The organism is Janthinobacterium goodfellowi, from assembly GCF_051380695.1.
Lineage (GTDB): Bacteria > Pseudomonadota > Gammaproteobacteria > Burkholderiales > Burkholderiaceae_D > Janthinobacterium.
Genome location: NZ_JBNYXN010000002.1, coordinates 166,638 through 193,484, shown reverse-complemented (window position 1 = coordinate 193,484; position 26,847 = coordinate 166,638). Strand labels below are relative to the sequence as shown.

Here is a 26,847-nt window from a genome sequence, read left to right as displayed (position 1 = left end):
AGCGCCGGCCAGGACCGGGATGCCAAAAAATTTAATCAGTGCGCCGCCAGCGGCGGTTGTTTCGATGGCCATGGATGCCTTTCAGGTGGTGGAAATGAAAAAACCCGCCGAAGCGGGTTTGAGTACTGTTATCTACGCCGGCGTGATTGACACCGAAAGCGTTCGCGCGCCACCGCCGCCGCCGGACGTCATTGCCGGCTGGCCCGTTGGCGTCACGCCCCAAGCCAGCGACACGTCGACAGGGCCGGCGGGCACCAGTATTGGTACGCTGGTAGAAAACGCATGCGGCTGGTCATCCGTTGCGGTTGTGGGCAGCCACCAGGAAAACACTGGAATACCTGCCACGCGCAACTGCAGCACGCCAGGTCCGGTGCCCAAATTCTTGTAGCCGAAATTGATGTGCACCATGCCCACCTGCTCGGAACCCAAGTTGAGATGGCAGGTATTCTCAGGGATCGAGACGACCGAGGAGTCGGTCGGCCCAGAAATCGCCGCACCCTGCGGACCAGATGTCGCTACAGCCGGCCGCGCCAAAATACCCTTCACCTGGTCGACAAACTGCTGGGCTGCAGTCAGGTACACCAGAAAGATACCCTTATTGGATAGGTGGTGGATACCATCGCCGCCATCGCTATCAGGATCCGATAGCAACGAGCCGGGATACGTGCCAAAAATTTCAGACTCATTGAAATACTGCGGCGCCACATCTGCCTCGGTGGCCAGCGCCAGGAAAAAATCGGTCACGGCGCCCGAGCCGACCGGAAATCCAACGCTGACCGTGCCGTGGTAGGTGCAGCTCGTATGCGTGGTGGAAATAACCAGCTGGCCGTTGTAGAAAACGTCATGGCGTGCGCCGGTGGCGCGCACGCGGATATTGCAGATGCCGGTTGGCACCACCGTGGCGGCGGCAATCACAGTCCCCCCATAGTAGAGCTGCACCGCGCCAGAGGTCAGACCGTACTGCACGCTATAGACTGGGAACGCTTTGTACGAGCGATAGCTGACACGGAACACGGAGTTCACAGCCGGGCTCACGTTGGCGCTGACGTCGATATCGCGCGCCGTCGCGCCCACACGGCTGATGACTGAGCCGCCGCCAAACGACATCACCCCACCGGCCTGCGACGGTGCGCCGCCGTTGACCGTCTGCCATTCGTCCGTGTCGCCCCAGTAACGGAAATCGCGCTCGACGCGATACGGAACCACCTCGGTACGGCGGCCGTCGCGCAGCATGCGGAATTGACTGTTGACGTCGATGAGGCCATAGCCGCGCTGCATGGCCGTGAGCCGCAGGAAATCAGCGATCGCCTGACGGCCCACCTGCGCGGCAGCGAACGCGCCGTCGTAGACGTCGGTCCTGGTGGTCGGCAGAAATGTCGGCGCCAAGCAAAACCATGGTTTTTTGGTCCAGGTCTCGGTATAGGTTTTAAAACTGTTCCAGCACTGCTCAAAGAAATTAACGTCCTCGCCCATGTTTTCCTGATGCCCCATGATGATCAAGTCAGGCGCGGCATCGCGCACGTAGTCCCGCCACGCATGCCCGGTAATCACGGAGCCGCCGGGCCACACCTCAGAATCGAGGCCGCCCGTTTTCGGCGCTCGGTAAAACGAACCGGGCGAAGTGAACGCGGCGTCTTGCAAGTCACGCAGCCCGCGGCCGCCCAGCGACAAGTTAATGACGTTCCACGTAATCCACGGTATTTGCGAGCGCATCATCTCGGCAAAATTGCGCACCCACGCATTGCAGTACCACGTGTCTGCACCCTCGGAAATACTGTCATTCGCCACCACGATGGTCACCTCGCCAGCAATCAAGGCATTAACGAATGTGCGATTGGGACGGGCAACCGACGATTGCGCCAGCGCCCGGCGCTGCGGCTCGCCAAAACTGGCCATCGCACGCGCGGCACGCAGGTACTCGGCCACCGCCGCCTCGCCGAGGCCGAGGCGCGCGGCGTCCTGCGGTTCGGCCAGGTCGCGCTGGTCGACCGCATTACCTACTCGCAGCACGCCATCGGGTTCGGACAGATCTACTGCCGTCAAGCCCTGAATCACGCGAAATTTCGCGGTCTCGAAAATGCCGGTCGTGGTGAACGGTAGGCTTCCCAAGATCGGCGCGTAGGTCACGCCACCATATTGTACGGTCTGCGTAGCGAGGGTCATCGCAACGCCCGCGGCATAAGGCACGGGTGGCAAATAGCCGAGCGAGCCAATGCCGGCAGTGACGTTAAACGCCGCGCTCAGCGCGTTCATTGCGGCGAATCTGCTTGGCAGCTCCTGCATCGTGGTATCAGCCTGGGCAATGTAATCCTCCGGCGCCGCACCGCGTCCTGGGAATGGTGACAGCGGCGGAATGGTCAAGACGGTCATGTGAGCCCTTCTAATTCAAGCGAACAAATGGAATGTGTGACATAACTAATGTCAATTGAAAAATCTTTGTAATAGCCATAAATAATGGTCGAGGTATAGGCGTCGCCATCAACGCCGATATAGACGATGGGCGTTGATCGATATTTCGCGAGCAGGTTTTTCACCATGTCGACGTTGCCCGCCTCGATCCAGAGCGAAAAGGTCGCACGGTTGCTGAAAGCTCCCTCGGCGACATCGAACTGACCAAACCGGTCGCGCGTCTTGACCCCGTAATCGCTGATGCCGACCTTGGCACCGTACTGCAGGCCCCCGAATTCGCGGGCCATGCCGACAACGATGCCACCGACCCGCACCATGTTCCCGGGATTGGTCAGGATGACGTCGATGCGCATGTTCGAATACGACGGCAGGTCTGTCAGCGCCAAGTCGGTGACACGCGTGATCGGCTCCCGAAAATAGCTGTAGATGTCGCTGATGCCCGATTTCGCGGCCGGGTTGATGGTCTTGTCGTACACCACGCCGAATTCGACATCGACGGCGACGATATGGATGATGGTGCAGTCCATATTCAGCAGCGCGATTGAGTTGCAGATCCCGGTTGTTTGCAGGCTGTAGCTGATGGTGCTGAGCTGCTCAACCTGCGACGTGATCGAGCGGTCGAATGGTTTCCAGCGGTTCGTCGGGCCGACATCCTCCCAATACGTCGGGCTGGACTCCGGCGCATGGCCGACATTGCCAGCCTGCAGGGACTCGTAGATTTTATGGACGTCAGGCCCGACGACGATGACGCGATCGCCCTGCGCGTACTTGGCGGCGCCCGAATAGGCCGGATAGTCATTCTCCGGTACATTCGTCGCCACCAGCACCGTGTCGGTGATCGTGAGCGGGCGGATTATTTTCATGCGGTTTCCACCTCTTTCGTTGGAATTGGCGTGGTGGCGCGTACCAGCACCCCGTTGTCATCCCACCTCTGCACCAAGCGTGCGACCTTGCCGACGCTTTGAACGATCGCCACGTTCTCGGCATGCGACTGCGTTTTGAAAGCCGTAAGTTCCTCGCGAAGCGCCCGGTTGTCCTCGCGTAGTCCTCGGATCTCGGCAACCACAGCATCGCTACCGCCTCCCGACTGCGCCGAATAATTGCGCGCCTCAAACGCCGTCAGCACGCGCTCCCCTGCATGCAGTTCGGCTGTATAGCCGTCGTACGGAACGGAACTCAGGCCGCCGGCATGCGAGCCATTGATCTGCTTCACGCCCAGCACACCCAGCGACGCAATGGCCTGCGCCACCGTGGCCGCGCCAGCGTTGACGCTATCGTTCAGGACGATCAGGCTCGACACCTGCTTGTCGAGCGCGACCTGCTGCGCCTGCGCGGCCGTGAGCTGGCTGCCAACGTTGGCGGCCATGATGGCCATGTCCGCCTGCACGCGGGCGTAATCCCGGGCGTACTGGGCCGCTGTACCGCTGGCCGCCTGGCTGGCGGTCAGGTAGGCGCTGGCGGCACCGGTCAGTCCAGTCTGGGCTGTGGCGTCGCCGGTGCGTGCTGCGGCCAGCATGGTGCTGTACTGGCGCTGCGCCTCGGCCGCTTTCTCTGTCGGCGAGAGCGTCGACAGGCTGCCCAGCACCAGGCCATCACGAAAAGTCTTGATGGAGCCGGCGAACGTGGTCAGCTTATCAATGGTGCTGGTGATCGCCTTGGACTCGGCGTCGTAGGCGTTGGCCAGATCCTGCCTGGCCGCGACTTGGTCGAATAAGGCACGGTTGCTGGCGTCGAGCGCGGCACGCTCTTGCGCGCGCAGCTGCAGCGTGGTCAACGTCAGCTTGTCGAGCTGCTGCTGCAAACCCCTGCGCTCACTGACGATCTCACTGGCAGTTTTCGCCACAGCGGCATATCCACCAGCTGCAGCAGCCAGCTGGGTCGTGTAATCGGTCGCTGCCTTGAAAGCCGGCGCCAGAGCCAGCAGCTTGATGTACAGCTCCTGATCCGCCGCGCTGGCCAGGTTCAGACCCAGCACCTTCTTCTTATAGTCGTCCATGGTCGTGTTACCGGCCATGCCGAGCTTGCCTAGCGTATCGGCCACGGTCGACAGCACGGGCGCCATCTGCTCGGCTTCCGTCAGGAAGTTTTCGGCAAAGAAGCTGGTCCCGCTGGTGAGCGCATCCAGGCTGCCGGCCAGCTTGATCAAGTTCTCGCGCGCGCCAATGGTGGCTACGCCCACGGCGCCGAAGGCATCTTGCGACGTGCGGCCGATCAGCTGCAGCACCGCGTCGACACCAGCGTAATTGCCGGCCACGCGCTGCAAGGTAACGCTCAGCTCCTCATTGCCGACCTTGAACTGGCCGAGACTCGGGACCAACTCCAGCGCAATCGCGTTGCCCACGCCCTCGAAGAACTTGGTAACCGCGCCCAGCCTGTCAGCTTCCGTGGTGAGCCCGGTCAGATTGATGTTCAGCGCCTGGGCGCGGGTGGCCAGGCTGGACGTATCGATACCCAGCGTATTGGCCAGGGTGGCCGACACGTTGCGAATCGCCGCGTAGGTTTCCACAAACGCATTGGACGTCGTGGCGTCGACGGCTTTACGGTCCGTGTCCGACTTGTCGCTGCGCAGCCAGCCGCCTTTTTGCGTCCATTTGGCATACTCATTGCCCGTGAACCCGGAACCGGACAGCGTCCCGGTAATGCCAGTCTCCCCGTATTTCTTGTCGCCCATGCCGAAGACGCGGTTGCCGATGCCGCCTATCACGCCACCGATGGCTCCGCCGATGGCAGCGCCGATAGGGCCACCCATGAATGCACCTGCGACGGCGCCAATGCCGGTGCCGCCAATCACCGTGGCATTGCTGCCGTATTGGCCAGAGATCAGTTTGCCGCCCAGCACACCAGCGGCGATGCCGGCAGCGGCCGTCACTGCTGCACCAGCATAGGCGCCGGCCGTAACGGCACCCGCGCTACCCACGCCGCCCGAAGCCGCGTACAGGCCGGCGGCATCTGCCGCGCCTACAAGCCCAGTACTACCCAGGCCTGCGCCAAAGGCTTCGACAGCTGTCGAACCAAACAGCGTACCCAGGCTGACCACGTTGGTACCGAGGCCGGCTGTGATACCCGCAAAGCCCTGCGAGGCAATGGTGTATGCGGTTTTGGCGCTTTGCAGCAGGTTGGCCGCCGCGCCAACGCTACCAGCAACGCCGCCAGCACCACCTATCCCACTGAGGTCGCCAGCCATTGCCATGCTGGTGGCATTGGCGCCAGTCATCGACGCCCCGATATTGATAATCCACTTCTTGAGCGTAATCTGGTAGAGCCACGCAAACAGGCCGTTTTTCAGTGCGCCCCACACCCGGTCAACGGCGGAAATGCCGGAATTCCCAATCGATACAAAGGTGTCTTGGGCAGTAGAATCGATCGTTTCCCACATTTTCTTATTGGTTTCGATCTGGGCTTGTGCCAGCTTTACCTGATCCTGTTGATCCAGGCCTTGCGCCAAACGAAGCCGGGCGGCGCGCTGGTCCTCCAGGTACTTGAGAATAGCCGGCGCTTGCGCTATCTCTTCAGCAGTAGCACCCGCAGCAGCCTGCCCTTCCATAAATTGTTTCTGGTAAGCGATTGCCAGGTCCAGGCGTGCAACCTCTTCGCGCTCGATGACGCTGCGCGCCTTCTCATGGATGTGGTTCGAATCCTCGATCTTTTGCGCTTCTTGATTGATGCTAGAAATATACTTATTGATTGCATCGTTTGATGCGGTAACCACGGCAACCTTCCGCAAGCGTTCCTCTTCGTCCCGACGGAAACTCTCGTCAAAGAAGGCTTTCTCAGCCGCGTCACGCTTCCCGAGGATCTCGTTGATCTGCTTTTCGTGTTTCGCAGCCTCGCCGCTGGTGCGGCTGTTGTGACTGGTCAACGCATCGAGCTCAAGGTCATACGCATCAATCTGCGCTTCGTACGTTTTGGTCGCATACGAGCGCTTGTTCTCGTAAGCCTGCTGAACTGACAACTCTCCGCCCTTCAGGTACATATCATCGAGCCGACCGAGCGCGTCGTAGTGCGCCTTTGCAGTCGCAGCTTCTTTCGCGTACTGCTTGATTTGGTCCGCAAGCTGCGTGTTTTCTACCTGGTCAATCTTTACGCCCGTAGGCTTTTTGGAAAATTCCTTGATGGTCGCGAGACGGCGCGCCTCAATGGCCTCCGGCGTGATCATAGCCAGGATGAGGGGATCACTCGATTTCAGGTCGATGAGCGCTTGCTGCGTCCTCCTATTCTTCTCCAATTCGATATTCAGTCGGCCAAGAGATTCTTCCTTGCGCTTATCATCGGCCGCCTGCATACGTTGCATATCATGCATCAAGGCTGATTTTTTTTGCTGCGCATCTCCCTGCGCAATAGCTTCGGCCTCGGCGATATTCAGTTTTTCAACAGCGGCCGTTAATCCCAGGACAATTTTGGTGCGCGTCGCATCCATTTCTGGCGAGATGTCACCCGGCGCCCGTCCCAGGCGAACATTGCTTTCTGCTAGCTGCTGGTCAAAGTGGCTCAGACGGAAACTGTAAGCGTCCACATCTTTGGCTAGTGAGCCTTTCTTGGCGAACTCACCGATTGCGGACATAGCCTCGCCGATGGCCTCGGTGACAGCATGCCAAGCAGTTGCTACTGACCCGAGATTTTTCACCATCTTCTCGGCACCGTCTTTCGTTGCCTTTGCAAATTCTTCCGTTGCCAAGGCGGATGCAGCCTTTTGCTCCCCCTCTTTTTCCAAGGCGCGAATATGTGCAAACACTTCGATTGTCAAGAAGTGATAGGTATCGTCAAGCTTCAATGCAGCCCGGGTGATTGCCTCGGTGGAGCGCGCGCCATTACCTGTCATTTGCACAGCCAGCGACTCAAATTCTGCAATGGTCTTTTTAATGGAGCTGCTGCCAGCATGCTCAAGAGCAATAACGGCATCCGAAATGTATGCGATCTGGTCGCCAGTAAATTTTCCGGTGCCGGCCAGTTCAGTAACCACCTTCTTGGCTTCACGGAGGCTGCCGCCGGCCTCGGTGGCCGCATGCGCCATTTCGTTCAGCTTATCGCTGGTCACCCCTGCATAATTATTTGTCGAGATCAGGGCATTGTTCATTTCGCGCTGTTCACTGGCGCCTTTAATCATGGCGTAGGCAACCGTGCCCAGTGCACCAGCAAAGGCCAGTGCTGCCAAGCCGGCGGCGCTGAATAGCAGGCTGGCGGCACCAGTTTGTTCGCCGAGAACCATCATCGAGCCGCCAAAGCGTTGGAACTGCCCCTGACTCAGCTCATGGGCAAGCACCAGCAGTTCGCGCTTGGCGCTCGCCGATTGAAAACTCAGGCCCTCCATGTGGCCGCCCGCCGACTTCGCGCCGGCGCCGGCCTCGGCCAGCTTGTTGATCAGCGGTGAAGCGGCGTCGGATACGCCCAACTGGGCGGCGCGATAGGTTTGTAGCTGCTGGGTCGTCATGCCCAGCGTGGCCACCTGGTCTTGCAGGCTCTTGATAAAGCGATCGCCAGCCTGAGCCGCTCGATCCTGCGCGCCAGCGGCGTCGCGGGCAGCCCGCTCTTCGCGGTGCATCGCATCGATGCTATTACCCAGGGCTGCCGCCTTCGTCTGAGCGGCGCTTCCCAGGCCAAGCTCGGCCGCACGATAACGCTCCAGTTCACCCCGCGCCATTCCGAACGTGTCGATCTCGCGTTGCAGCTCGATCAGCATCCTGTGGTTGGATTCCTCCAGCGTGCGCGCAGCATCGGCGGCCTGCCGCATGATACGGGTCGTGTCGGCCATCGCACCGTTGTAGTCAGCCTGCTTCTTCCAAGTACGTTCGGTGGCATTGCCAAGACTATCAATCCCAGCGGCGGCGGCCTCACTGCTACGCCAGACGCCCATAGATGAGCCCATGAACCCATCGAGCGTATTACTGCCGCCCAGGAATACCGTGCGGATCCGGGTAGCAGTGGCGCCCATCGCATCGATAGAAGCGGTCGCAGCATCCACCTTTTGGACCACGCGTGCGCCTGCCTCGCCCACGGCATCGACAGCAGCTGCACCTTCCGCAGTTTTCCCCTTGGCGTCCGCGCTCGCCTTCCCAAGTTTGTCAATGGCCGACGTCGCGCTGTCGACCTTTTTCTCGACACTTTGACTGGCGGCGCCAAGGCGATCCATGGCCTGGGCGCCCTGCTCCAGTTGGCGCGTATCGATAGAAAGGCCAAGCTCGGCGATATCAGGCATTTATTATTCCTTCTTGTTTTGATGGTGCATGAAGAGCACGTCAAGGCGATCGATCACGCCTTCCTCGAACGGATCGAAGCGCACGCCGTGGCGCGCCTGCCAGGCCAGTATCTCGGCACTGGTCAGCGCGTTCACGGCCATGCCGCACTGGCGTTTCTGGTTCAGCTGGGTGAACCATGTCCAGATATAGGCCAGCTCGGGCGGCAGCTGCGGCACCGCCGGCGCCTCGGGTGCCCGGTAGAGCGGGTTTTGCCGCGCGGTGTCCAGGTGATCGCCCTTGGCGTTGCCGTCGCCTGCCGCTGCCGCACGATCAAACAGATGATCGGCGTACAGCAGCAGGGCCTGGGTCAGACTTTCAAAAAATTGGCGTCGTTTTCCAGGGCGGTCGTGACGCGGTCCTGCCAGGTCGGGTACTTGTCGAAAGCCACGGCGATCATGTCCTTGTCGAACGGCACGGCGGCGCCGTTACTGGTGAAGCCGTACCAGTCAACGGCCACGGCCAGCGCCAGGCGCTTCTGGTTGTCGTCGATGACGCTCACCAGCTGATTGGAGCCTTCATCGGTCGAGGCGTCGATGGCCGTCTTGCGCTTGGCGGACTTCTTGTAGCCTTCGGCGCGCACGGCGTGGCTTTCCTTGCGATACTCGTCGGAGTTCTTGCCGACGATCTTGATGCCGGCCACGGGCTCGCCGTCGGCGTCGAAGATCACGGGCACGTCGAAGGTGACACGCGCGGCAGGCGCGGACAGGTTGGCGATATCGAAGCCGGCGACGGCGATGGCTTGAGCGGCGTTCAGGGTTACAGGGGCTTGGGTAGTGTTCATGGGTAGTGCCTTTCGTGGGTTTTGATAGTGCCCGTGCCGGCCGCCGCGCCCACGAAGGCGACAACGACCGGTCGGTGCTGGGGTGGCGCTTGCGCCAAAAAGAAAACCCGGCGCTTGGCCGGGTCAGGAAAGAAGTGATGGCTGAATCTGTGTTGCGATCTGGTCGAGTGCCTTTTTCAACGGGGGCTTGACCTGCTTATGCTCGCTCAGGCCCTTGCCGCACATGCTGGCAAACTTGTCTTGCGCGTCGACGGCCGCCCTGGCCTTGAACCAGGCCGCCATCAGCGAGCGGGTGGGTGCGGCTTGGCGGTCCACCTCATCCAACTGGTCGAGTACCCAGGCGCGGAAGGCCTGGCCATTTGCGGTCCGGGAGAACATGCCGATCAAGTGCGCGCCGCGAAGGCTAAACAGGCGAACTTCATTGACCAGATTCGCGTTTCCCAAACTGACGGTCTCGACAATCGAGGTCATCGATGTCGAGAATTCGCGCTTATGGCGCTCGAAAATTCGCGACACCTGGTCGCTCCGTTTGTAGCCCAGTGCGACTGCGATATCGGCGGCGGTCAGCCAAGTGCGGCCATCGAGCTCGACCAGAGCAAAATTGTGTTCGTTGAATTTCAGTTCTTGCATGGCAGAGCCTTTCATGGAAAGCCCGGCGTGTGGCCGGGCGGACTGGTTACAAACTGGTGTCTTGAAAGGCCACGGTCGTGGCCTCGTGCTGCGCGTCGGCTCCCTGATAGCGCAGGATGTCGAACGCGCAGGTGACGATCTTGTTTTTCTCGCCATCATCGACCTTCGCCGAGGTGATCTTGATGCGGCCCATGGCGATCGTCATGACCTCAGCCAGCGGCGCCGTGCTGGCCGCCATGGCGTAGGCCAGCGACAGCTCGACTTCTTGCTTGAAGTAGTCGATGTATGCCGAGTCCTGCATCAGCACCGTGAACTGGCCGCTGCCGAGCACCTTGCCGCGCGAGGCGGCCGTGGCGAACTTCGAACCGATCACCGGATCGATCTTGACCTGGCCATCCAGCGACAACGACATGCCCGTGCAGATTTGCGACGGAATGCCCGCCACCGACAGCATCGCAGTGGCGCCGGAGAACTTGCCGGTACCGGGCGTGGCGGCCGGAGCCGCGAAGTACGCCGCCGGCGTGGTCGGGCCCTCCAGCTTGCCCATCAGGGTGAAGTCCATGCTCGTGATGCCATTCGGCTGCACGGCGATGTCGACCTTGCTGACCAACTGGTCGATGAAGCAGCGATTCACGGCAATGCCCGGATCCTGCACTTCGGCGGTGAACCAGTCCGTGGTGTGCCCGGTCAGCGGCGTGAAGCTGCGCTTGCCGGTTGCGGTCACGGTCACCGGATCGCCCTCCACCTTCACCGTCATGGCGCTGCCGTCCATGAACTGACCCGTGAGCTTCAGCGCCGTGGCGGACGTAACGAAGAAATTCTTGCCATTATTGGCGGCGCCCGTGGTCAAGAAGCCACCGATGCGCACGACGGTACCGGCGCGGTGGCCGTCTGCCAGCCAGGAACCGGCGCTGCGGGTCAGGCCCGTGGCACCCGATGCGATGGTGTTCTGCGCCGCGGTGGTACCGCCGGACGTGAAGTCGCGGCGCAGCAGCGCGGCCAGCAGCACGGCGTAGGTGCCGCAGCTGGCTTCACCCTTGATAGCGCCGGAGGTCCGGAAGTTGCCCAGGCGCGTGTCGCTCTGTTGCTGACTTGGGTCGATCTCGTTGCTCGAGTACTTGTCGGCGTCCGTGTCGAAGGTCGCCGTCACGCGTGGGTACAGGCGGCCGTTGGCGGCCAGCGCCTTCGTGCCTTCCGCCGGTTGCTTGCCGATTACGAGCAGGCTGTCGATGCCGTTTGCAGTGGTCATGGTGTGGATTGCCTTTCTTTGGTCGAAAAAAAAGACCGCCGAGGCGATCTGTGTGGGGTGATGCGGATTACAGGTTGCAGAACCAGCGAATCTTGACCGGGACCATCCAGCGGTCGCCTTCCTCGCGCCCATCGGCGATTATGGGCGTGCGCTCGATCTGCACGGTCACATCGCCCTTCGTGAAGCTTGCGCCGCGCTTGAATAGTGCCGCGATCATTTCAGCGCGCGCGCCGACGGCTGCGGTGCCCTGCCCTGGCGGATACATCAGGCTGACCTGGAAAATTCCGCTCTCCTGGCGCGAGCCGTCGCCCATGGAATGGTTGTTTGGTTCCGCTGGCAGCAGGTAGGCAGCTTGATAAGGCCGGCCGGTGACTGGGGTGTAAGGCACGTTCTGCCAGGCCGTGTCGATGGCCGGCGCAAGGCTGGCGAGCGCTGCTTCCAGCGCCGCGCGTATTGTTGGTTGGCTCATAATTTATAGGTCGAATAGCCCTGCGCAAACTCGCTGGCGGTGGTGCCACTGCGTACACCGTTCACGGCGTCATCCACAATGGTGCGGAATTCCACGACCGTCAGCATCACCACGCCGACGGGGGCCTGGCGGGACCAGCCCTCCTCGATGCGCTTCGCATACGGCAGGTTGTTCACGAGATAGATCACGTCGCCCGCCTTCGCCGCACTGATCGTGCTGCCGTGTGCGGCAATCGTGGCACTGCCGTCCTTGTCGATCAGGTCCCGCACGCCCGCAGCCGGCGAGCCGATGGAAAGCTGCCAGTTGGCACGGAAGCGGCCGCCGGTGTAGCCAGGCGGCGGTTTGTGCTTCCAGAACTTGGCGTCACCTACCGGCGAGCGCTGCACAAGCTTGTTGTCGACCTTCATGGTGATGGCGCGCACCACCAGATCCTGATTGGCCTTCGTCTTGGCGATGAACTCGGCAATCTGCATGGAAAAAGACATGCTGGCCATCAAAGCCCCCTGAGTTGCAGCGTGTGCAGCACGGCCACGTCAACCGGCGCTGTGGTTTCGACGGTTTTCACCGTGTAACTGGCTCCGCCGAACAGCACTAGGTCGGCCGCCGTCGGCGCCGGCATGGCCTGGCCATTGCGCTGGAGCGGTGACAGCAGCAGCTTCTGGTCGCCCGCCTGGATCAATGTGCCATCGATGTTCTCGGCCTCGTAGGCGATCTTCACGCCCGTGCCTTCGTAGTCTGCGGTAGTGGTGGGCGCCGCGCCCAGGTTCGGGTCGTATTCTCCGTTCACGATCTGGCGCAGCACCACAATGCCACCCTTGCGGCGCAGCGAGGCGTCGGCGCGAGCAGCCGTCTTTGGGTAGTCGACCATCAGTCAGCCTTCAAATAGTCATGCGGCGGGGTCTTGCCGAAGCGGACTGCCTTGATGGCGGCCCTGCCGTCGATCAGCGCGCGCAGCACGCGATGCCAGCCGTCCATAATGAAGCCCTCTTGACTCAGAATCACCGGATGACGGGTATCAACGTCCAGCGCGCGCCGCATATGGTGCGCCATGCCGAACGGTGAGCCTTCTGGCGTCCAGACTTCGGTGCCGAGATAGATAGCCGCCAGTGGCAAGTCAAACGGCTCCAGGTCCTTGGAGCGAGCGATGAGGTTTGTGACCGTCCACACCTTGCCGTTATGGCTGTACGTATTCTCGTGGGCAGCGCAGCCCTCGATTTGCACCACCGGGAATGTACTCATGCTCGTGTCACCTTAATCGAATTGCCGCCGCCGGCCGAACCAAAGTACGGCGCCAGGAGCGCGTCGACGGCCACGAAGCGCTCGCGCGCATCCGCGGTGTTCTGGAAGTACTCTGTTTCCAGAGGCCCAGTCTTGTCCTTCTTGATCGCGTTCGAACCGGTATCTAGGTCGGGCAGTAGATCCTCGCCGCGCCCGGCGCGCACCGCCAGGTCCACGCAGGCATTGACCACGTCCGCAGGAACACTGGTGCTCGGCACCGTGAAGCCGTCGACCACCACGTTGTAACGTGGCCAGTCCAGCGCCTGGTGCTGATACACCCGGCGGCCGGTCCAGCGGGTGCGGTAAGTAGCCATGAAGAGCGCCGCTTTGCGCAAGGCGATCTCTTTGTCGGCATCGGCCAGCGCCGCCCAGCTCGTCATGCCCAGGCTGGCGCAACGCGCGTCCGCCGCAGCGACACTGGCATAGGATTCGGCGTCGGCCAGGCCTTCGCCGGTTTCGATGATGATGGGCATAACGGCTTTCGGATGGTGGATCAATGAATGCCCCGACTTGGGGCGCAGGTGGGCAGCGCTTAAGTGGTCTTGGCCTTGGCAGGTTTCGATTCAGCGGCTGCCACCTGGGAGACTGCGGCTTGCTTGGCCGCTTCGTCGCGCAGGCGCTGGGCTTCAGCTTCGTTGGCGGCGGCCTGCGCCACGTTGCGAGCGGCGGCAAGTTCATTTTCGTGCGTATGCTTCGCAACGCGCTCTTTCTCGGCCGCCAGCTCCCGTTCGCGTTGCTGCAAATCTTCGAGCGCTGCCAGCAGATCAGCGCGAGCAGCCATCAACTCGGCCGCGGTCGGCACGCGCTCGCCCGCGCCTTGATCAATATATTCGGCCTTGATCGTGACTTCCGGCACGTCTTCAGCGGCATTGGCGCGGCCAACAGCCACGTTTGCATCGATGATCTTGAGGCCAGCCTGGCGCGCGAGCGCCTTGACGTCCTCGTTATACTGGAACATCGGCCCGGCCAGATACCAGATGTTTTCCGGATCTTTTTCCATTTGGAACTCCGTTTTTTATGCTTTATTGAAGAAGCCGCGCCCCGTTTAGAGGCGCGGCGCAGGCTTACTTGGTCGCGTCACCGATGGTGATCACGCCAGCCGTATGCTTATCGCTGGTGGCGACCTTGTCCCAGTTGGAGCCGGTGCCCAGTGCGGCGTCGGATGGCGATTTGCCGCCCGAGGCTTCGTCCCAGGTGTAGCCCTTCAAGCCCAGGCCGAAGGTGTAGTCGACCTGCATCGTGGTTTCGATACGCTGATTGCCGTTGGTCGTTTCGATGTTGCTGATGATGTCCGAACCGTCGGTAACGGTTGCAGCACCTTCGGCCAAGGACAGCACGCGCAGCTTGGCAGGTGCCGCAGGACCAGGCGCAGGGCCGACGGCAGCCGAATACAGCGCCGGCGCGTCGGTAACCACCACCGGCTTGCCCAGCACATCCACCACGCGCACGTTTTGTGCTTGGAACAGCTGGGTGGCATTGGCCAGGTTGGCGCCGATCAGCTTGTGGAAGGTCGTGCCGTTCATGATCTGCGCCACCAAATTGCCACTGTGGTCACCGAACTTGCCGTGGGCTTCATTCATGGCGATATAGTCCACACCACGCGTCGCGCTCACATCGTTGACCGTGTTGGCGTTGTTGCTGATGGCAGCAACCAGCGCCAGGATAGCCGTGTTCAGCTGATCCGCCAGCATCGCTTCGGCGAAATTGCGCGAGGCAACTTCGATGCCTTCTGCCGTCGGCTTGTGCAGCCAGGTCATCTGCGAAGGCTCGAAGCGGATCGGACCGAAGCCGCCGGCGATCTTTACCGAGTTGTGCTTCAACTGGGTCAAGTCGGTCGACGCCGCCGCGCCGTTGGCGCCGTAGCGATTAACGCGGCGCTGGGCGGAATGAATAGCCGCAAAAAACGATTCCTGCAGGAAGTCGCCTTCAAAGCCTTCGGTGGTGAGGCGAATGGCGCCGTTACTGGCCGCGTTGAACTTGTCCACCATTTGCGCCAGCGTTTCGATGGTCGCCGGCATGATGTACTTGTTGAAGACTTGCATTTGGGAGAGAGACATTTTTTAGCCTTTCGCTAATTCGGGATATTGAGCAGCAAAAGCAGCGGCACGCTCTTCGCGCGTCCCACCGAGATTGCCGGTTTGTTTTTGTCCGCCACCACCGCCCTGCTGCGCACCGCCGCCGGATGCGCCCGACCCCTTGAGGATCTGATCCTTGTAGGGATACTGGTCCACCAGCGTTTCGAGCGCTTCATCGAAGTCAGCGAGATCGCCCGGGCGCGTGCGCGAGAAAATCTTGTTGCCAGCACCGTCGTAAGCCACGATCTTGCCTGCCTCGACCTTGAAGGCCTGGCCGAAGCGCGCCTGGACCAGATCGACCGGAATGGCAAACTTATCGGTGATGAGCTTCGAACGGTTGAAGCTGCCGCCGATCATTTCCGAATACAGGTTGCCGGTAATGGCGTCCAATTCGGTCTTGGTGCGGGCCAGCTCGTCGGCGTGGGCCTTGTTGGCGGCGGCGACCTGCTCTTCTGCTGCCTTTTTCGCTGCCAGCTTGATTTCTTCAACCTTGCCGGCCGCGACCAACTTGCCTTCGTCGACGTTCTTCATCAGTTCGATCGCTTTCGCTGCAGCGGCAGGGTCGTCAATGCCAGCGAACGCTTGCAGCTTTGCCTCGGCAGCTTCCTTTGCTTCGCGGTGAGCCTTCGCCTCACCATTCAGGCCCTGGATCTTCTGCACGGCGGCGGCCGCATCGAACGGGACTTCCTTCCCGTCGTCATGTACGTAGACTGGCTTGCCATCCTGGACAACGACATTGCCATTTGCATCGAGTTTGAGTTTCATTTGGTGGCTTTCTGGGCATCCGCCCTCGTGAATGGCCTTCCGGCCGTGCACCGCGTCGCGTCCGCTTGCGGCATAAAAAAAGCCGCCTGGTTGCCCGGGCGGCCTGAAATAAAGGAAAAAAAACCCGCCGTAACGGGTTTGCTGATTTGCGTTTCTAACTTATAGCCAATATTTGCTCAACTCACGCTGAATGGCGCTTTCTAGAATATCTTTATCGACTTTCCCGTTTGCCCCAAGGCGTATGGATAGATGGAGGGCATAGTCGCTCCCCTCCCTTCGGACCGAGTCGCATTCAATGAATTCGTTTTTCTCGTCGCCGGTAAAGTAAGCGAAGAAATCGAACCCATCGCCTTGAACCCAGTAACCGCACCGCTTCTCATCATGCTCAACAAATATATCGAACGCCATCTTTACGCCTTCCAGTAATCAATGTTTTAGGTAAGTTACCTATTTTTCATTTTACTGGTACTTCGCCCGCAATTGCTCCAACGTCAGCTTGCGGCCCTTCAAGTTCATCAGGTCGTTCAACGTAATCTTGCCCGCTTCGTACATCTCGGCGCGGCCCGGCCCCAGGTATTCAGCACGCCAAGCCTTATCCTTGCTGGCCAGGAAATCCTTGAAGTTCATCTTGCTGCTGACCGCACCGCCGTCGCTCGGCCTTGTATTGTCGCCCGGCTCGTCCAGCTCAATGCCCAGTTCGGCGAAGGTCTTGGTGCGCGTGCTGATCACGCATCGGCAGCTGAAGTGAATGGCACCAGGCCCGCCCGCCCACTCGTGGGTGTGGTTAATGGGCTCCTGCTCGTGCAACGAGTACTCGTGCAAGTCGCGCATGGCGCACAGCAGGCAGGTGTGCGAATCCAGCGTGGCCAGCCACACTAGACACTCGATCAGGTCGCTGTTCTGCTGGAACGACGCCAGGCGCGCGGCATTGGCCACGGCCTGCACCGAGCTGTGCACCAGCGCGCGAGCGTTCGCGGCTGACGTTTTCAAGATGCCCTGCTCGCCCGGTGCAACAGGATCCAGCGCAGGCGCTGGCCCCTTGGCTGGCGGGGCCGCTGGCGCGCCTGGTGTCCCGGCCGGCATCGGTGGCGCGGCAGGCGTGCTTGGCGCCAGATCGGCCGCCTTGACGCTCTTGCCCAGCACGCGCGACACGATCTGCGAGGTCGTTTCACCCTGTGCCGCGCCGAGCCGGACCTGGCTGGCGAAGCGGAATTGCGTGTCGAGCGCTTGGCGCTTCCACCAGTCGGCCGACGGCGCGCCCTTGATCAGCGTATCGCCGACCAGCTTTTCGAGGTAAGTGGCAGGCGGCAGCTTTGCGCCCAGCTCGATCTTGAGCGCCTGCGTCAGCACGTTGGCCGTGTAATCGGCCTCGATGCGTACAATGCCGGTCAGGTTGCGGGTCATTTCCGCCTGCATGCCGGTGTAATGCGAAGAAATCACCGCGTTCGACTCGCGCAGCAGCGCGCCCAGGCGCTGCTTGCCGTAGGTCGATATCTCGCCCTCGTTCAGTTTGGCTGTCAACTCCCGTGACATGGCAGCCATCAGCAGCAGGATCTTCTCTTGCGTGCCGGAAGAAAAGCGCAGCAGGTTCAGCGAGTGCACGAGGAACATCTCGGCAATCCACTCTTCGACCGCGCCCACTTATGCCCCCACCAAGTCAGGCGGTGCCGACTGGATGCGCTCTTGCTCCGTCTCCCAGTCCAGATCCGGCGACAAGATGCCGCGGCGCTGCAGTTCGTTGAAGTAGGTTTCGCCCGAGATTTTCCCGCCGGAGGCGCTCTTGAACAGCAGCTCCGCACTGGCGGCAGCCAAAGAGGCGGCGCCGAAGTCTTTGAAAATGGTGATATGGCCGCCTTCGGCCTCCCCCACCCATTCAGCCATGAACTGCAGCGCTTGGTCGCCAGCGTCTTCGACGTTGCCTGCGATCTTCTGCAGTGCGCATGCTCCCTGCTCGTTGTCGGCTAGGGTCTGCGATTCGGTCACGTTGCCCGGCTTGATCACCAGCAGTTCGGCGCCGGCCTGGCGCATGCGGTCTTCCAGGTCGAGGATGGACAGGCGGCCGGCCTCGATGGCCTTGCCGCCGTGTTCCACGAACTTCAGGTCGCCCTCTGGCGATTCCGACTTGACCGCGCTGCCGGCGCCGACGGTAATGCTGCCTTCACCCAGCATCTTGGCAAACAGGATCGGCACGCGCGCGACGTGCAAGATATTCTGCTGGTCGCTCTTGCTCTGCCAGTGCTCTATGTTGCTGTGCGCCAGCTCGAGCAGCGGCGGCGTGGCCTGCATGTAGCCCAGGCGCTTGCCGTAGACCGGCACGAAGGGAATTGTCTCCAGCGTCGTGACACCTTCCTCGTACAGCGCCCATTCCTTCTTGCTGCCGGCTTCGCGCTGACGCCAAGTCTGCCAGGTGCCGCGCCCCAAGACGCGCACCTGCTCGATTTCCTTGGTGTCGAAGTCGCCATTCGGCTCGGACACGCTTTCCAGCAGTCTCAACTGGGTCAGCCCGTTTAGGCTGGTTGCATTCTTCGGCAGCCAGCCCAGGACGTTCTGCACGTGGATCTGGACGAAGTACGGGCGCACGCCGGCGGCCTGCTCGTCGGCCTTCGTGACCAGGTTGCCTGCCTTGGGGAAGTCGACCAAGATGCCGGCGAAGCCGTACCCCATCGCCTCCTGGGTAATCTCCGACAGGAAGCTGTGCAGGTCGCGCCCAGATAGGTCGACATTTTGCAGCCAGGGCTTGAGCCGGTCCGGCACATCCTCGCCCAGCGTCACCGGCTTGCTAAACGGCTTGGCCGACAGCACGTCGATGGTGTGCGCATAGGCCGGGAACAGCGTGGCCACGGCCAGGCGCAGCTCGTAGCTCTTATCGTCCTCGCCGGGCCACTGCGGCAGATACTTCTTTCCGGCGGCCCGCATGGTCTTGGTGCCGCCCAGCAGCGCGGCGATCAGCGCGCAATCCTCGTTCAGCTTCGCGGCTTCGGCTGATTGTTTGCGTACGGCATCGGTCATGGAAATCCTTGTTATTACATGCGCAGCGGCGCCGTGGTCGTCGCGCTCTTCACGATCGGGTAGCGCTTCACGAGGAAGTAGCCATTGGCGTCGTTCGGGTGGTCATGGCCGGCCTTCTTGTCCGGCTGGCCGTCCGCGCCCCACACCTGCTGCTCCAGCGCCTCGGTGGTGGTCGGGCACTGGTCGGTGTTGATCTTCCAGCGGCGCTCGCCCTGGGCGTTCAGGATCATCCCGTTGTAGGCGTTGACCCGGTCCTTGACCGCAGGGTTTGAATGGTTCACTTCAAGCAGGAAGCCCGCCTGGCGCAAGATGGACAGGTCGGACTCGCTCGCGTTCTTGCTGCTGGTGTTCTGGCCGGACGCATCCGGGAAAATCTTCACCTGATGGCCTTTGTCCTTGAAGTCTTCTTTCAGGATCTTGGCCATGGCCGGTGTATCACGCACCTGCACGCGCTCGGCCAGCGTGCGCGGCAGCCCTTCCCGGACCACGTTGATGCAGGCAGTCATGTTCTGCACGTTAAAGTCGAGACCCACCATCAGCGGCTCGCCGGGCAGGATGATCTCGTTCGTGTGGTTCAGCGCGCGGTCGAAATCGGCATACACGCTGCCGCTGGTCAAGTTGGTGAACTTACCGCGCAGGTAGGCGTCGATCAGCGCCGGCGGATAGCTGGCCATCAGCGACGGGATATAGTCGCCTGGCAGGTTCAGCTCATTGTCGAAGGTGCTGGCCTGGATCAGGCCGTACAGGCTGGCCAGCTCAGGCTTGTCCCGGATGGCCTTCACGAACTGCTGGTAGACGAACTTGAAGCCCTCGGGCGTCGTCGTCACGTTGATGCCGTTCATCAGGCCCGGCACCTTGTAGCGCATGCGGGCGATGATCTTGCGCCAGGCCATCTGCGCCTTCTTCAGCGGCATCACGTCCAGCTCATCGATCAGCGCGTGGCCGATCTTGAAGCCGACGATGGTTTCTGGCTTCTCCATCGACCGGCAGATGACCGTGCCACGGTACCGGCGCCCCTCGTACACCTCGACTTCGTGGTCGCCCTGCTTCACCTTGATGCGCAGGCCCATCGCGTAGGCCACCTCCTCCATCGTGGGATAGAAGATGTCGCGAATCTGCGGATAGGTCGGCGCGAAGTAGCCCTGGTTGATGCCCGGCCACTGCCAGAAGTGGGCGCAGATGCCGGCGCAGCCAACGAACGTCTTGCCGGAGCCGAACCCGGCCACGTAGGCCTTGAACTTGTGCGGCAGCTGCAGGAAGCTCGATTGCGGGACGTTCAGGTCAAACTGGATTGTCGTCATGGCGCTTGGCATCTTTCACGCCGAAGGTAATGGCGACAGGTGTTGGAGCGTCGTCGTCCGGCTTCACGTCCTTACTAGCTTTCAGCAGGTTCATGCCGATCTCGGCGGCGCCGTTCGCCATCCTGGTCAGTACGGCAATATCGCCCAGAGCCAAGCGGCTCTTGTCGTCCAGCGGTTCGGCGTCATCGATCTCGCCAGCCTTGTTGTGCGCAATGCCGGCCAGCCGGTGCGCGGTGGCAGCGCCATATCGTGCGGCGCCAGCCAAGTGCATCGAGATTTCTTTCAGCTCGTCGGCCAAAGTTCGCGCACTTATCTGCGCACCAATCGGCAATGCGCTGAATGCCGATTCAGCCGCAACCAATTGATTTGCAACATCTTTTATTTGTTTCGTCTGCGCACCAAAGCGTTTTCTGATCGCCGCTTCGGATACGCCAAATTCTCTCGCGAGCACTCGGCCCGCCTCACCTTTCAACAGGCGTAGGCCAATCTCCGACCACTGCTTCTCAGCAAGGGATGACTTTCTTCCCATATCTACGCCTTTTCCAATCATCCTCACAAAGAAGACGTAAAAAAAGCCGCAAATGCGGCTTGTTTAGGAACTAATACAAACTAAACGGTCAGCGGTCCTTTAACCATGGCATACAGGATTATTTGTCCAAATTCGTATATAGCTTTAGCTCTTTTTTCATCGAATTGTCCATTACCCGGTGGAATAGAAAAACGGCCGGGATTTAGCCCTGCGAAAATTTCACCCTGCGCGGGAACGATGACTCCCCAGACCGGCTGCCAAGTCGAATCTGAAGACAAACGAAGAACTTTCTTTTCAATTTGTAAATTGCCTATCAGTCTTTCGCCAGCAAGTGAGAAAGACAGTGTGAAGCGGCCCTCTCCGATATCGCTTCGAATAGTGCCGAAAATATCGTTTTCGCCGGTCGACGAAAATTGCACACCATGATTTGAATTTAGATCCCCTTGCGAGTATTGCTCGGCTAAAGTGGCAATAAGCAGTGCTGCTCTCTGCCGAATTTTTTTGGCATCGCCATCTGCACGATGAATGACATCCCATTCGGTAGAATCTACTGACCTGAAATTCATAGTGAACCCCTTAGGTTTTTAAGGATTCAATTATTGCATATAAACCAATAGCGTTCCCAACTTGTTCAACGTAATTTCCGTGGTTCACCCCACCTCACCTTGCCAGGCGATTCCCACATAGAGCATCACGGGTGGCATCGTCACGCCCAGCCCCCAAAGTGCGATGGTCCCGCCAAAACTCAACACGGCCAGCTCGTCGGCGCTTGGGCGCCAGTACGACACCACTGCAGACAGTTCGCCCACGTACGTGCGCGTGATCGACAGCGCGTTGCACGGCAACTCGCCTTGGTCCCAGCCTGCGGGGGCGCCGAGCACCGCATTGTTTGATGAGTGTTGCACTCTATTCATAATATTCAAAAGGTAGGAAACGATTGATGCAAATCAATTCCGATGAATCTTCTTTCGGCATGATCTAGTTTTCCATCTAGCAATACTGGTGCATGCCAAACGATCCTAAATTTACGTCCAAACCGTTATCGATCTCCCGCCCTGACAAAGAAACCGAAGAGATCATCGAAAATGCGGTACGCATAGCAATGGAAGTTGGCATGACAGCTGCAGAGGCATATCTGCAGCTACACAACGTCAATAAACGAACTGCATTGCGCGTACTAAGCCAAGACCCTACGGTGCGGAGAAAGCCGCGCTAATTCCTCTATGTCTCTACGTAGCTAATGCCTGAACCAAGCTGCCAAATGAATCGAATTCACTTCGTACCACCTTCAACGTTTTGTTGACGACAATCCAATAGGTTGTGCAGTGCGCAAGCAAAAACAAAAATGCTTTATAGTCAATATAAATTAACCAACTTGGGTCGCAAAAATGGACAATTTTGAGGCTGGCTTTCCTAAACGGTTCAGAATATATGTTCCAGCAAATGATATCGAGCTAAACAACCTACTACTATTGATAAACAAACACGCCACTATTTTTTGTGAGCCGGTTGAAGTCTGCACTGACACGTACTATTCTGTTCCTCTAAGAAAAGTCACTTTCGCCGTTCCCGCATCCTTCCATCTGACATGCTCAATAGTAACTAAGTGGCTTGTTTCATTAAATATGACCGGTGGGCAGGTCGTTATGAATAAGATTGAAAAACAAAAAAGCCCGCGACCATGAGGTGGCAGGCTTTGGCTTTGCTCCTGTGAGCAAAGGACATGATGATCGTCAAATTCAAGGCGAGCACGTCCGATGCATGGATGGGTACTATCGCGAGTTCTAGCTATCGGTGGCGCGAAGCGCACATTACGATTTCCAGAAGAGTTTTCTTGAGTAAGAGCCTACATTATACAGCGAAATACTGTCCGTAAACACAGGTTTTAAAAATCCCTACGCTACAGGTAGTCGTCGCGTAAAAGGCCCCGCGCCCGGCCAGAATGACTGTCATAAATGGAGCTCAATTCACTCACCATGTCCTTGACGCGCTCCAGCTCCAGGCCAGCCACGCCGTACACAGGCGCCACGCCGGTTCCTTTGCATGACGTGCACTGCCCGTTCCCCAGCAGCACCTTGACTCCGGTACCACTGCAGCCCTTACACTTTCCATCCAGCCAGTGCGCCAGCGATCTTTCAGCCACTCGGCGATACAGTGCCTGCGCCGACTGCGCATCCCAGGCCGTATTTTCCGGTACCCAACGGCGCATGCGGCCACGCCGGATGACTTCGTCGGTCCAGATGCGCAGCAGCTGTGCAAGGTTCTGCTGGTTGCCCTCGAACATACGCGTGAGCGTTCCGTCGGCGTACTTCACGCGGCACAGCAGCGCGCCGATGTCGCCAGCCAGCGCCGCGGCGGCCAGCGGGTCAGTCTGATGGTGCTGTGCGTCGTCCATCAGGTTGCTCGATCCGATTGACGCAACATACTTTTCAGCAAATCCCATGCTTTACTCCTGTCCGAATTCGACAATCGTAGCATGCGATTTCCCCTGCCTGGCAGAGGAATGCGCCAGAAGCTGGGCAAACTAAATACTGCTCACTTTGGCGAAAATAAGAAACCGTCAATAGGTACCTGGTACTAAGTTCACACACTCGGCGCCAAGCTGATATGCGGACAAATTTTCGAAGGTTGTTGATGCAATTTCGCGCATCGCTTCTATCGTAAAGAAACCTTGATGTCCGGTAACAAGAACGTTCGGGAACGTCATCAGGCGCTGGAAAATGTCATCCGTGATGATGTCGCCAGACCGATCTTCGAAGAAAAGGTTGCTTTCTTGCTCGTACACATCGATGGCCAAGGAGCCCAGTTGGCGCGACTTCAACGCTTCAATCACCGCCTGTGTATCAACGAGAGCGCCACGCGAAGTATTGATCAACATAGCCCCCTCCTTCATCAGATTCAGCGTATCGGCATTTATGAGGTGGTGGGTATCGGTAGTGAGCGGACAATGCAGCGAGACGAAATCCGACTCGGAGAGAAGCTCGGACAGCTCGACTACTTCGCCAATGGATTCAAACTCCGATGATGGGAACGGATCATACCCCAGTAGCCGGCAGCCGAATCCATTAAAAATCCTTGCAGTCGCCAGCCCAATTTTGCCAGTGCCGATGATCCCCACCGTCTTCCCGTGAAGATTGCTGCCCAGTAGCCCATCGAGCGCAAAGTTTCCTTCCCGCACCCGAGCATATGCGCGGTGAGTTCGCCGGTTCAGCGTGAGAGTTAAGGCCAGCGCATGCTCAGCAACAGCCTCCGGTGAATATGCAGGCACGCGCGCGACGAAAAGGTCCAACCGCCGTGCGACTTCCGTGTCGAGATTGTTGAACCCCGCGCAACGCAGCAAAATCGCGCGGACGCCAATGTGGGCAAGAGCATGCAGTACTTCCGCATCAAGCACATCATTTACAAACACGCATATTGCCTGGCAGCCTTGCGCAAGAGCCACCGACTGCAGAGCCAAGGACTCAGTGTGAAAACGCATCTCCACGGCATCACGAGCATCGCGTTCATCTGCTTTCTCATTGAGGAAACGGCGATCATATGGTTGGGAGCTGAACACAGCGATTTTCATCTTAAATATCCTTTGTGCAAACGCACTTTGTAAATGGTAAAAATAGCTACACAGGAGATTACTCCTTTCGTAGCTGTATGACCACGCAATTGGGCACCTTGCGGTGAAGACTACCGGCTAGAGAAAAAGGAACGTTCTGCCTGAATCGTGCGACACTGCAGCAGATTGTGTTTCATTCCGGGCGAATATGGTCACTTTGGAAATTTGTCAACATCCAGCCCGTATCTAAGTAAGCCCGGTCATCTTGCAGAGCAGCTCTTGCGATATCTTCACAAAGCCCGGCATCTATCAGTACAAGAACCGCGAACTCCAGGCCATGTATGCGTTTCAGATACACCCCGGCAGCAATCAGTCGTAACGTTTTTTCAGTGGCATTATCAAACATAGCACCCTCCCTGTTTCAGTAGGATGCGACAGGTGAAGGTTGAGGTGTTGATTCGTATCAAGTAAGCGCCAAAAGCTTGCCGTATTTGGCACCTTCCATAGAGGAATTGCATGCGCCGCAAAGCAGTTATACACGTTCCAAAAATACTGATAACTGGTGTAAAGCCAACAGCTGCGGTGTACGTCCGCATGTCTACAGACAATCAGAACCATTCGATCTCACATCAACTGCATCGCATCTCCGAGTACGCGAGTCGCAATGGCATAGAAATAATCAAAACATACACGGACGAAGGTAGAAGTGGACTCGATTTTTCCTCACGCCCAGGCTTGCGTTGCCTGATTGAAGAGGTGCAGAGTGGCGCAGCACCATTTCAGTCGATTCTTGCCTATGATGTGAGCCGCTGGGGAAGGTTCCAGGATTTGGACGAAAGCGCCTACTACGAATACATATGCCGCCGCGCAGGGGTCGCCATCGTATATTGCGCAGAAGACTTCGAGAACAATGGATCTTCGGTCTCGTCCATAATTAAGAGCGTAAAGCGCGCCATGGCTGCCGAATACAGCAGAGAACTATCATCCAAGGTTTTTGCAGCGCAATGTCGGTTCGTAGAAATGGGGTTTAAACAAGGTGGGCGAGCGGGATTTGGATTGCGCCGGATTCCTATCAGCTCAAGCGGCAAAGCCAAGCATGCACTCGGATTTGGCGAAAGAAAGAACCATCCTACAGACCGTGTGCTCCTCGTCCCTGGTCCACCCGATGAACTTGAGATTCTTCGAGGGATCTTCGACTGGTACGTGCTGGAGAAGCTGAGTGAAAGCGAAATTGCTTTCTTGCTGAATGCAATGGAGGCGCCTCGCGAATGCGGGCGCGCTTGGACCCGCGACTGCGTTCGAGACGTGCTTACAAATGAAAAGTACATCGGCAACATCATCTACAACAGAACTTCTTTTAAACTCCGAAAGCATCACATCGAAAATCCAACGTCGATGTGGATACAAAGGATCGGCGCCTTCCCTCCCCTTATCCCGGTTACCCTTTTCCGCAAAGCGCAGCAAGAACGCAAACATCGCCTCGCTCCGATTCCAAAAGAAGAACTCCTGGCAATGCTGCGCAAGCTACATGAAAAACATGGAAAGGTGACCACCGTGCTAATTGATCAGGACGATACACTTCCCGGCGCACAGATGTTCGCCTACTACTTTGGCACCATGCTGGAAGCCTACGCACTTGCTGGGCTGCCACCTATCAACGAACATAAGTTCTTGGCCACCCGGAAAATCGTACGAACTGTTCGCGCAGAAACGCACGAACAAATTGTGAAACTCATTGCTAATACGGGTGTCAGCCATGTAAACGGGCCATCTCGCAATACTCTGCTGCTCGATGATCGGTGTGTCTTGAAAATCACGATAGCAAGATGCCTGTACGAAAAGCAGGCCCCTCCTCGCTGGCGGATACGACTGGATGAGGAGTCCAGATGCGGCTTTGTTCTGGCAGTACTCCTTGATCTTGAAAACACAAAAGCAAGTTATTTTTATCTATTCCCGAAGGCTGAGTTCCTCAAAGTGCAAATCACGCTAACTGAAGCCAACATGCACAATCTGGACCAATATCGATATCCATCGCTAAATGCTATCTTCGAAGGACGTCCCACAATAAACATCCCAGCTTACTGCTAAAGCCATGCCTGGGTTCAAGCGCGCATATCGCCGTTAAGGACCTCAAAAAGGTCACAGTCCAATCGTTGGGCAAGTATCAAGACGTGGTTATCAAGGTGAAAAGTCAGGAGCGAGGGCCGACTACAAGTAGGTCAGATACAACTTGTCTACCACGCGGCCATTTTGGTCTAGATCAATCGACCACGCTTCAAGATCGGAAGACAAGCGGTTCTCGAACCACAGCCGCTCGGCGCAAGGATGAGTGCATGGCCCCCTACTATAACGACCGACCACGCCCCCCGGGCGCTCCACATGTGACGGCGTGCCGAAGCGGGCAAGCACCGCTTGCCGAGTATCGCCAGGCTGAGTTTGATAGAACGCCTCCTTGCGGCTGTTGAAGACCACGCAGCATGCGGCGACATACCAGGCCGGGCTGAGGATGAGCAGGCACAGTAGTATTTTTTTAGGCGATATCTTGATTGGCATGCCGTATTGTCGATGACTT

At 58.8% G+C, this 26,847-nt stretch carries 27 protein-coding genes; 1 reads left to right on the top strand and 26 read right to left on the bottom strand.

The genetic code is table 11. From position 1 onward, the window contains the following. Window positions 1-132 precede the first annotated feature (132 nt). The 25 genes from ACQ4WQ_RS08915 to ACQ4WQ_RS08795 form a co-directional block, all read right to left on the bottom strand. Window positions 133-2,370 (bottom strand): SGNH/GDSL hydrolase family protein, encoded by a 2,238-nt coding sequence (locus ACQ4WQ_RS08915; RefSeq protein ID WP_436496282.1) that lies wholly within the window; start codon window positions 2,368-2,370, stop codon window positions 133-135. Further along, window positions 2,367-3,272 (bottom strand): carbohydrate-binding protein, encoded by a 906-nt coding sequence (locus tag ACQ4WQ_RS08910; protein ID WP_436496280.1) that lies wholly within the window; start codon window positions 3,270-3,272, stop codon window positions 2,367-2,369. Before ACQ4WQ_RS08910 ends, ACQ4WQ_RS08915 begins: the two co-directional genes overlap by 4 nt. Then, the gene (locus tag ACQ4WQ_RS08905; RefSeq protein ID WP_436496278.1) at window positions 3,269-8,602 is read right to left on the bottom strand and encodes a phage tail length tape measure family protein; all 5,334 of its coding nucleotides are present in this window, start codon (window positions 8,600-8,602) and stop codon (window positions 3,269-3,271) included. The genes ACQ4WQ_RS08910 and ACQ4WQ_RS08905 overlap by 4 nt, the downstream gene beginning before the upstream one ends. 3 nt (window positions 8,603-8,605) lie before the next feature. Continuing rightward, complete coding sequence (locus tag ACQ4WQ_RS08900; protein ID WP_436497375.1) at window positions 8,606-8,869, bottom strand: phage tail assembly chaperone; 264 nt, start codon at window positions 8,867-8,869, stop codon at window positions 8,606-8,608. 80 nt (window positions 8,870-8,949) lie between these two features. Then, the gene (locus tag ACQ4WQ_RS08895) at window positions 8,950-9,423 is read right to left on the bottom strand and encodes a hypothetical protein (RefSeq protein WP_436496276.1); all 474 of its coding nucleotides are present in this window, start codon (window positions 9,421-9,423) and stop codon (window positions 8,950-8,952) included. Window positions 9,424-9,546: 123 nt separating this feature from the next. Continuing rightward, window positions 9,547-10,053, bottom strand: coding sequence for a BRO family protein (locus ACQ4WQ_RS08890; protein ID WP_436496275.1), 507 nt, complete (start codon window positions 10,051-10,053; stop codon window positions 9,547-9,549). Between the two features lie 46 nt (window positions 10,054-10,099). Beyond that, window positions 10,100-11,302 carry a phage tail tube protein gene (locus ACQ4WQ_RS08885; RefSeq protein WP_436496273.1) on the bottom strand — a complete coding sequence of 401 codons (1,203 nt, stop codon included), beginning with the start codon at window positions 11,300-11,302 and terminating at the stop codon, window positions 10,100-10,102. Window positions 11,303-11,369: 67 nt separating this feature from the next. Then, window positions 11,370-11,771 carry a phage tail terminator-like protein gene (locus ACQ4WQ_RS08880; protein ID WP_436496271.1) on the bottom strand — a complete coding sequence of 134 codons (402 nt, stop codon included), beginning with the start codon at window positions 11,769-11,771 and terminating at the stop codon, window positions 11,370-11,372. Continuing rightward, entirely contained in the window at window positions 11,768-12,265 is a 498-nt protein-coding gene (locus tag ACQ4WQ_RS08875) for a hypothetical protein (protein WP_436496269.1), read from the bottom strand. The genes ACQ4WQ_RS08880 and ACQ4WQ_RS08875 overlap by 4 nt, the downstream gene beginning before the upstream one ends. After that, on the bottom strand, window positions 12,265-12,639 hold the full coding sequence (locus tag ACQ4WQ_RS08870) for a hypothetical protein (RefSeq protein WP_436496267.1): 375 nt from the start codon (window positions 12,637-12,639) through the stop codon (window positions 12,265-12,267). The genes ACQ4WQ_RS08875 and ACQ4WQ_RS08870 overlap by 1 nt, the downstream gene beginning before the upstream one ends. Continuing rightward, window positions 12,639-13,010 carry a hypothetical protein gene (locus tag ACQ4WQ_RS08865; RefSeq protein WP_166449436.1) on the bottom strand — a complete coding sequence of 124 codons (372 nt, stop codon included), beginning with the start codon at window positions 13,008-13,010 and terminating at the stop codon, window positions 12,639-12,641. The genes ACQ4WQ_RS08870 and ACQ4WQ_RS08865 overlap by 1 nt, the downstream gene beginning before the upstream one ends. After that, window positions 13,007-13,522 (bottom strand): DnaT-like ssDNA-binding protein, encoded by a 516-nt coding sequence (locus ACQ4WQ_RS08860; RefSeq protein WP_436496265.1) that lies wholly within the window; start codon window positions 13,520-13,522, stop codon window positions 13,007-13,009. The genes ACQ4WQ_RS08865 and ACQ4WQ_RS08860 overlap by 4 nt, the downstream gene beginning before the upstream one ends. 59 nt (window positions 13,523-13,581) lie before the next feature. Beyond that, a complete protein-coding gene (locus tag ACQ4WQ_RS08855) occupies window positions 13,582-14,049 on the bottom strand; it encodes a hypothetical protein (RefSeq protein ID WP_436496263.1) in 468 nt (155 codons plus the stop codon). Between the two features lie 64 nt (window positions 14,050-14,113). Next, the gene (locus ACQ4WQ_RS08850; RefSeq protein WP_436496261.1) at window positions 14,114-15,091 is read right to left on the bottom strand and encodes a major capsid protein; all 978 of its coding nucleotides are present in this window, start codon (window positions 15,089-15,091) and stop codon (window positions 14,114-14,116) included. Window positions 15,092-15,109: 18 nt separating this feature from the next. Then, window positions 15,110-15,889 (bottom strand): DUF6651 domain-containing protein, encoded by a 780-nt coding sequence (locus ACQ4WQ_RS08845; RefSeq protein WP_436496259.1) that lies wholly within the window; start codon window positions 15,887-15,889, stop codon window positions 15,110-15,112. Window positions 15,890-16,048: 159 nt separating this feature from the next. Further along, complete coding sequence (locus ACQ4WQ_RS08840; protein WP_436496257.1) at window positions 16,049-16,297, bottom strand: hypothetical protein; 249 nt, start codon at window positions 16,295-16,297, stop codon at window positions 16,049-16,051. 51 nt (window positions 16,298-16,348) lie between these two features. Next, window positions 16,349-17,530 carry a structural protein gene (locus ACQ4WQ_RS08835; protein WP_436496255.1) on the bottom strand — a complete coding sequence of 394 codons (1,182 nt, stop codon included), beginning with the start codon at window positions 17,528-17,530 and terminating at the stop codon, window positions 16,349-16,351. Then, complete coding sequence (locus tag ACQ4WQ_RS08830) at window positions 17,531-18,898, bottom strand: DUF4055 domain-containing protein (protein WP_436496253.1); 1,368 nt, start codon at window positions 18,896-18,898, stop codon at window positions 17,531-17,533. It lies immediately after the preceding gene. 14 nt (window positions 18,899-18,912) lie between these two features. Beyond that, window positions 18,913-20,199, bottom strand: a complete 1,287-nt coding sequence (locus ACQ4WQ_RS08825) for a terminase large subunit domain-containing protein (RefSeq protein ID WP_436496251.1) — start codon at window positions 20,197-20,199, stop codon at window positions 18,913-18,915. Then, window positions 20,180-20,728: a helix-turn-helix domain-containing protein gene (locus ACQ4WQ_RS08820; RefSeq protein WP_436496249.1), complete on the bottom strand. Its 549-nt coding sequence runs from the start codon at window positions 20,726-20,728 to the stop codon at window positions 20,180-20,182. The genes ACQ4WQ_RS08825 and ACQ4WQ_RS08820 overlap by 20 nt, the downstream gene beginning before the upstream one ends. An 80-nt stretch (window positions 20,729-20,808) precedes the next feature. Continuing rightward, window positions 20,809-21,294 carry a hypothetical protein gene (locus tag ACQ4WQ_RS08815; RefSeq protein ID WP_436496247.1) on the bottom strand — a complete coding sequence of 162 codons (486 nt, stop codon included), beginning with the start codon at window positions 21,292-21,294 and terminating at the stop codon, window positions 20,809-20,811. 84 nt (window positions 21,295-21,378) lie between these two features. After that, a complete protein-coding gene (locus tag ACQ4WQ_RS08810; protein ID WP_436496245.1) occupies window positions 21,379-21,642 on the bottom strand; it encodes a hypothetical protein in 264 nt (87 codons plus the stop codon). A 986-nt stretch (window positions 21,643-22,628) separates the two neighbouring features. Beyond that, complete coding sequence (locus ACQ4WQ_RS08805) at window positions 22,629-23,171, bottom strand: DnaJ-like cysteine-rich domain-containing protein (protein WP_436496243.1); 543 nt, start codon at window positions 23,169-23,171, stop codon at window positions 22,629-22,631. Window positions 23,172-23,288: 117 nt separating this feature from the next. Continuing rightward, window positions 23,289-24,296 carry a 2-hydroxyacid dehydrogenase gene (locus ACQ4WQ_RS08800; RefSeq protein WP_436496241.1) on the bottom strand — a complete coding sequence of 336 codons (1,008 nt, stop codon included), beginning with the start codon at window positions 24,294-24,296 and terminating at the stop codon, window positions 23,289-23,291. Between the two features lie 172 nt (window positions 24,297-24,468). Then, window positions 24,469-24,681, bottom strand: a complete 213-nt coding sequence (locus ACQ4WQ_RS08795; RefSeq protein WP_436496239.1) for a hypothetical protein — start codon at window positions 24,679-24,681, stop codon at window positions 24,469-24,471. A 110-nt stretch (window positions 24,682-24,791) separates the two neighbouring features. Here ACQ4WQ_RS08795 and ACQ4WQ_RS08790 point away from each other — a divergent pair, with 110 nt between their 5' ends. Further along, window positions 24,792-26,363 carry a recombinase family protein gene (locus ACQ4WQ_RS08790; RefSeq protein ID WP_436496237.1) on the top strand — a complete coding sequence of 524 codons (1,572 nt, stop codon included), beginning with the start codon at window positions 24,792-24,794 and terminating at the stop codon, window positions 26,361-26,363. Window positions 26,364-26,483: 120 nt separating this feature from the next. On the opposite strand, the gene ACQ4WQ_RS08785 is transcribed toward ACQ4WQ_RS08790, so the two are convergent. Continuing rightward, a complete protein-coding gene (locus ACQ4WQ_RS08785) occupies window positions 26,484-26,828 on the bottom strand; it encodes a hypothetical protein (protein WP_436496235.1) in 345 nt (114 codons plus the stop codon). Between the last annotated feature and the right edge of the window lie 19 nt (window positions 26,829-26,847).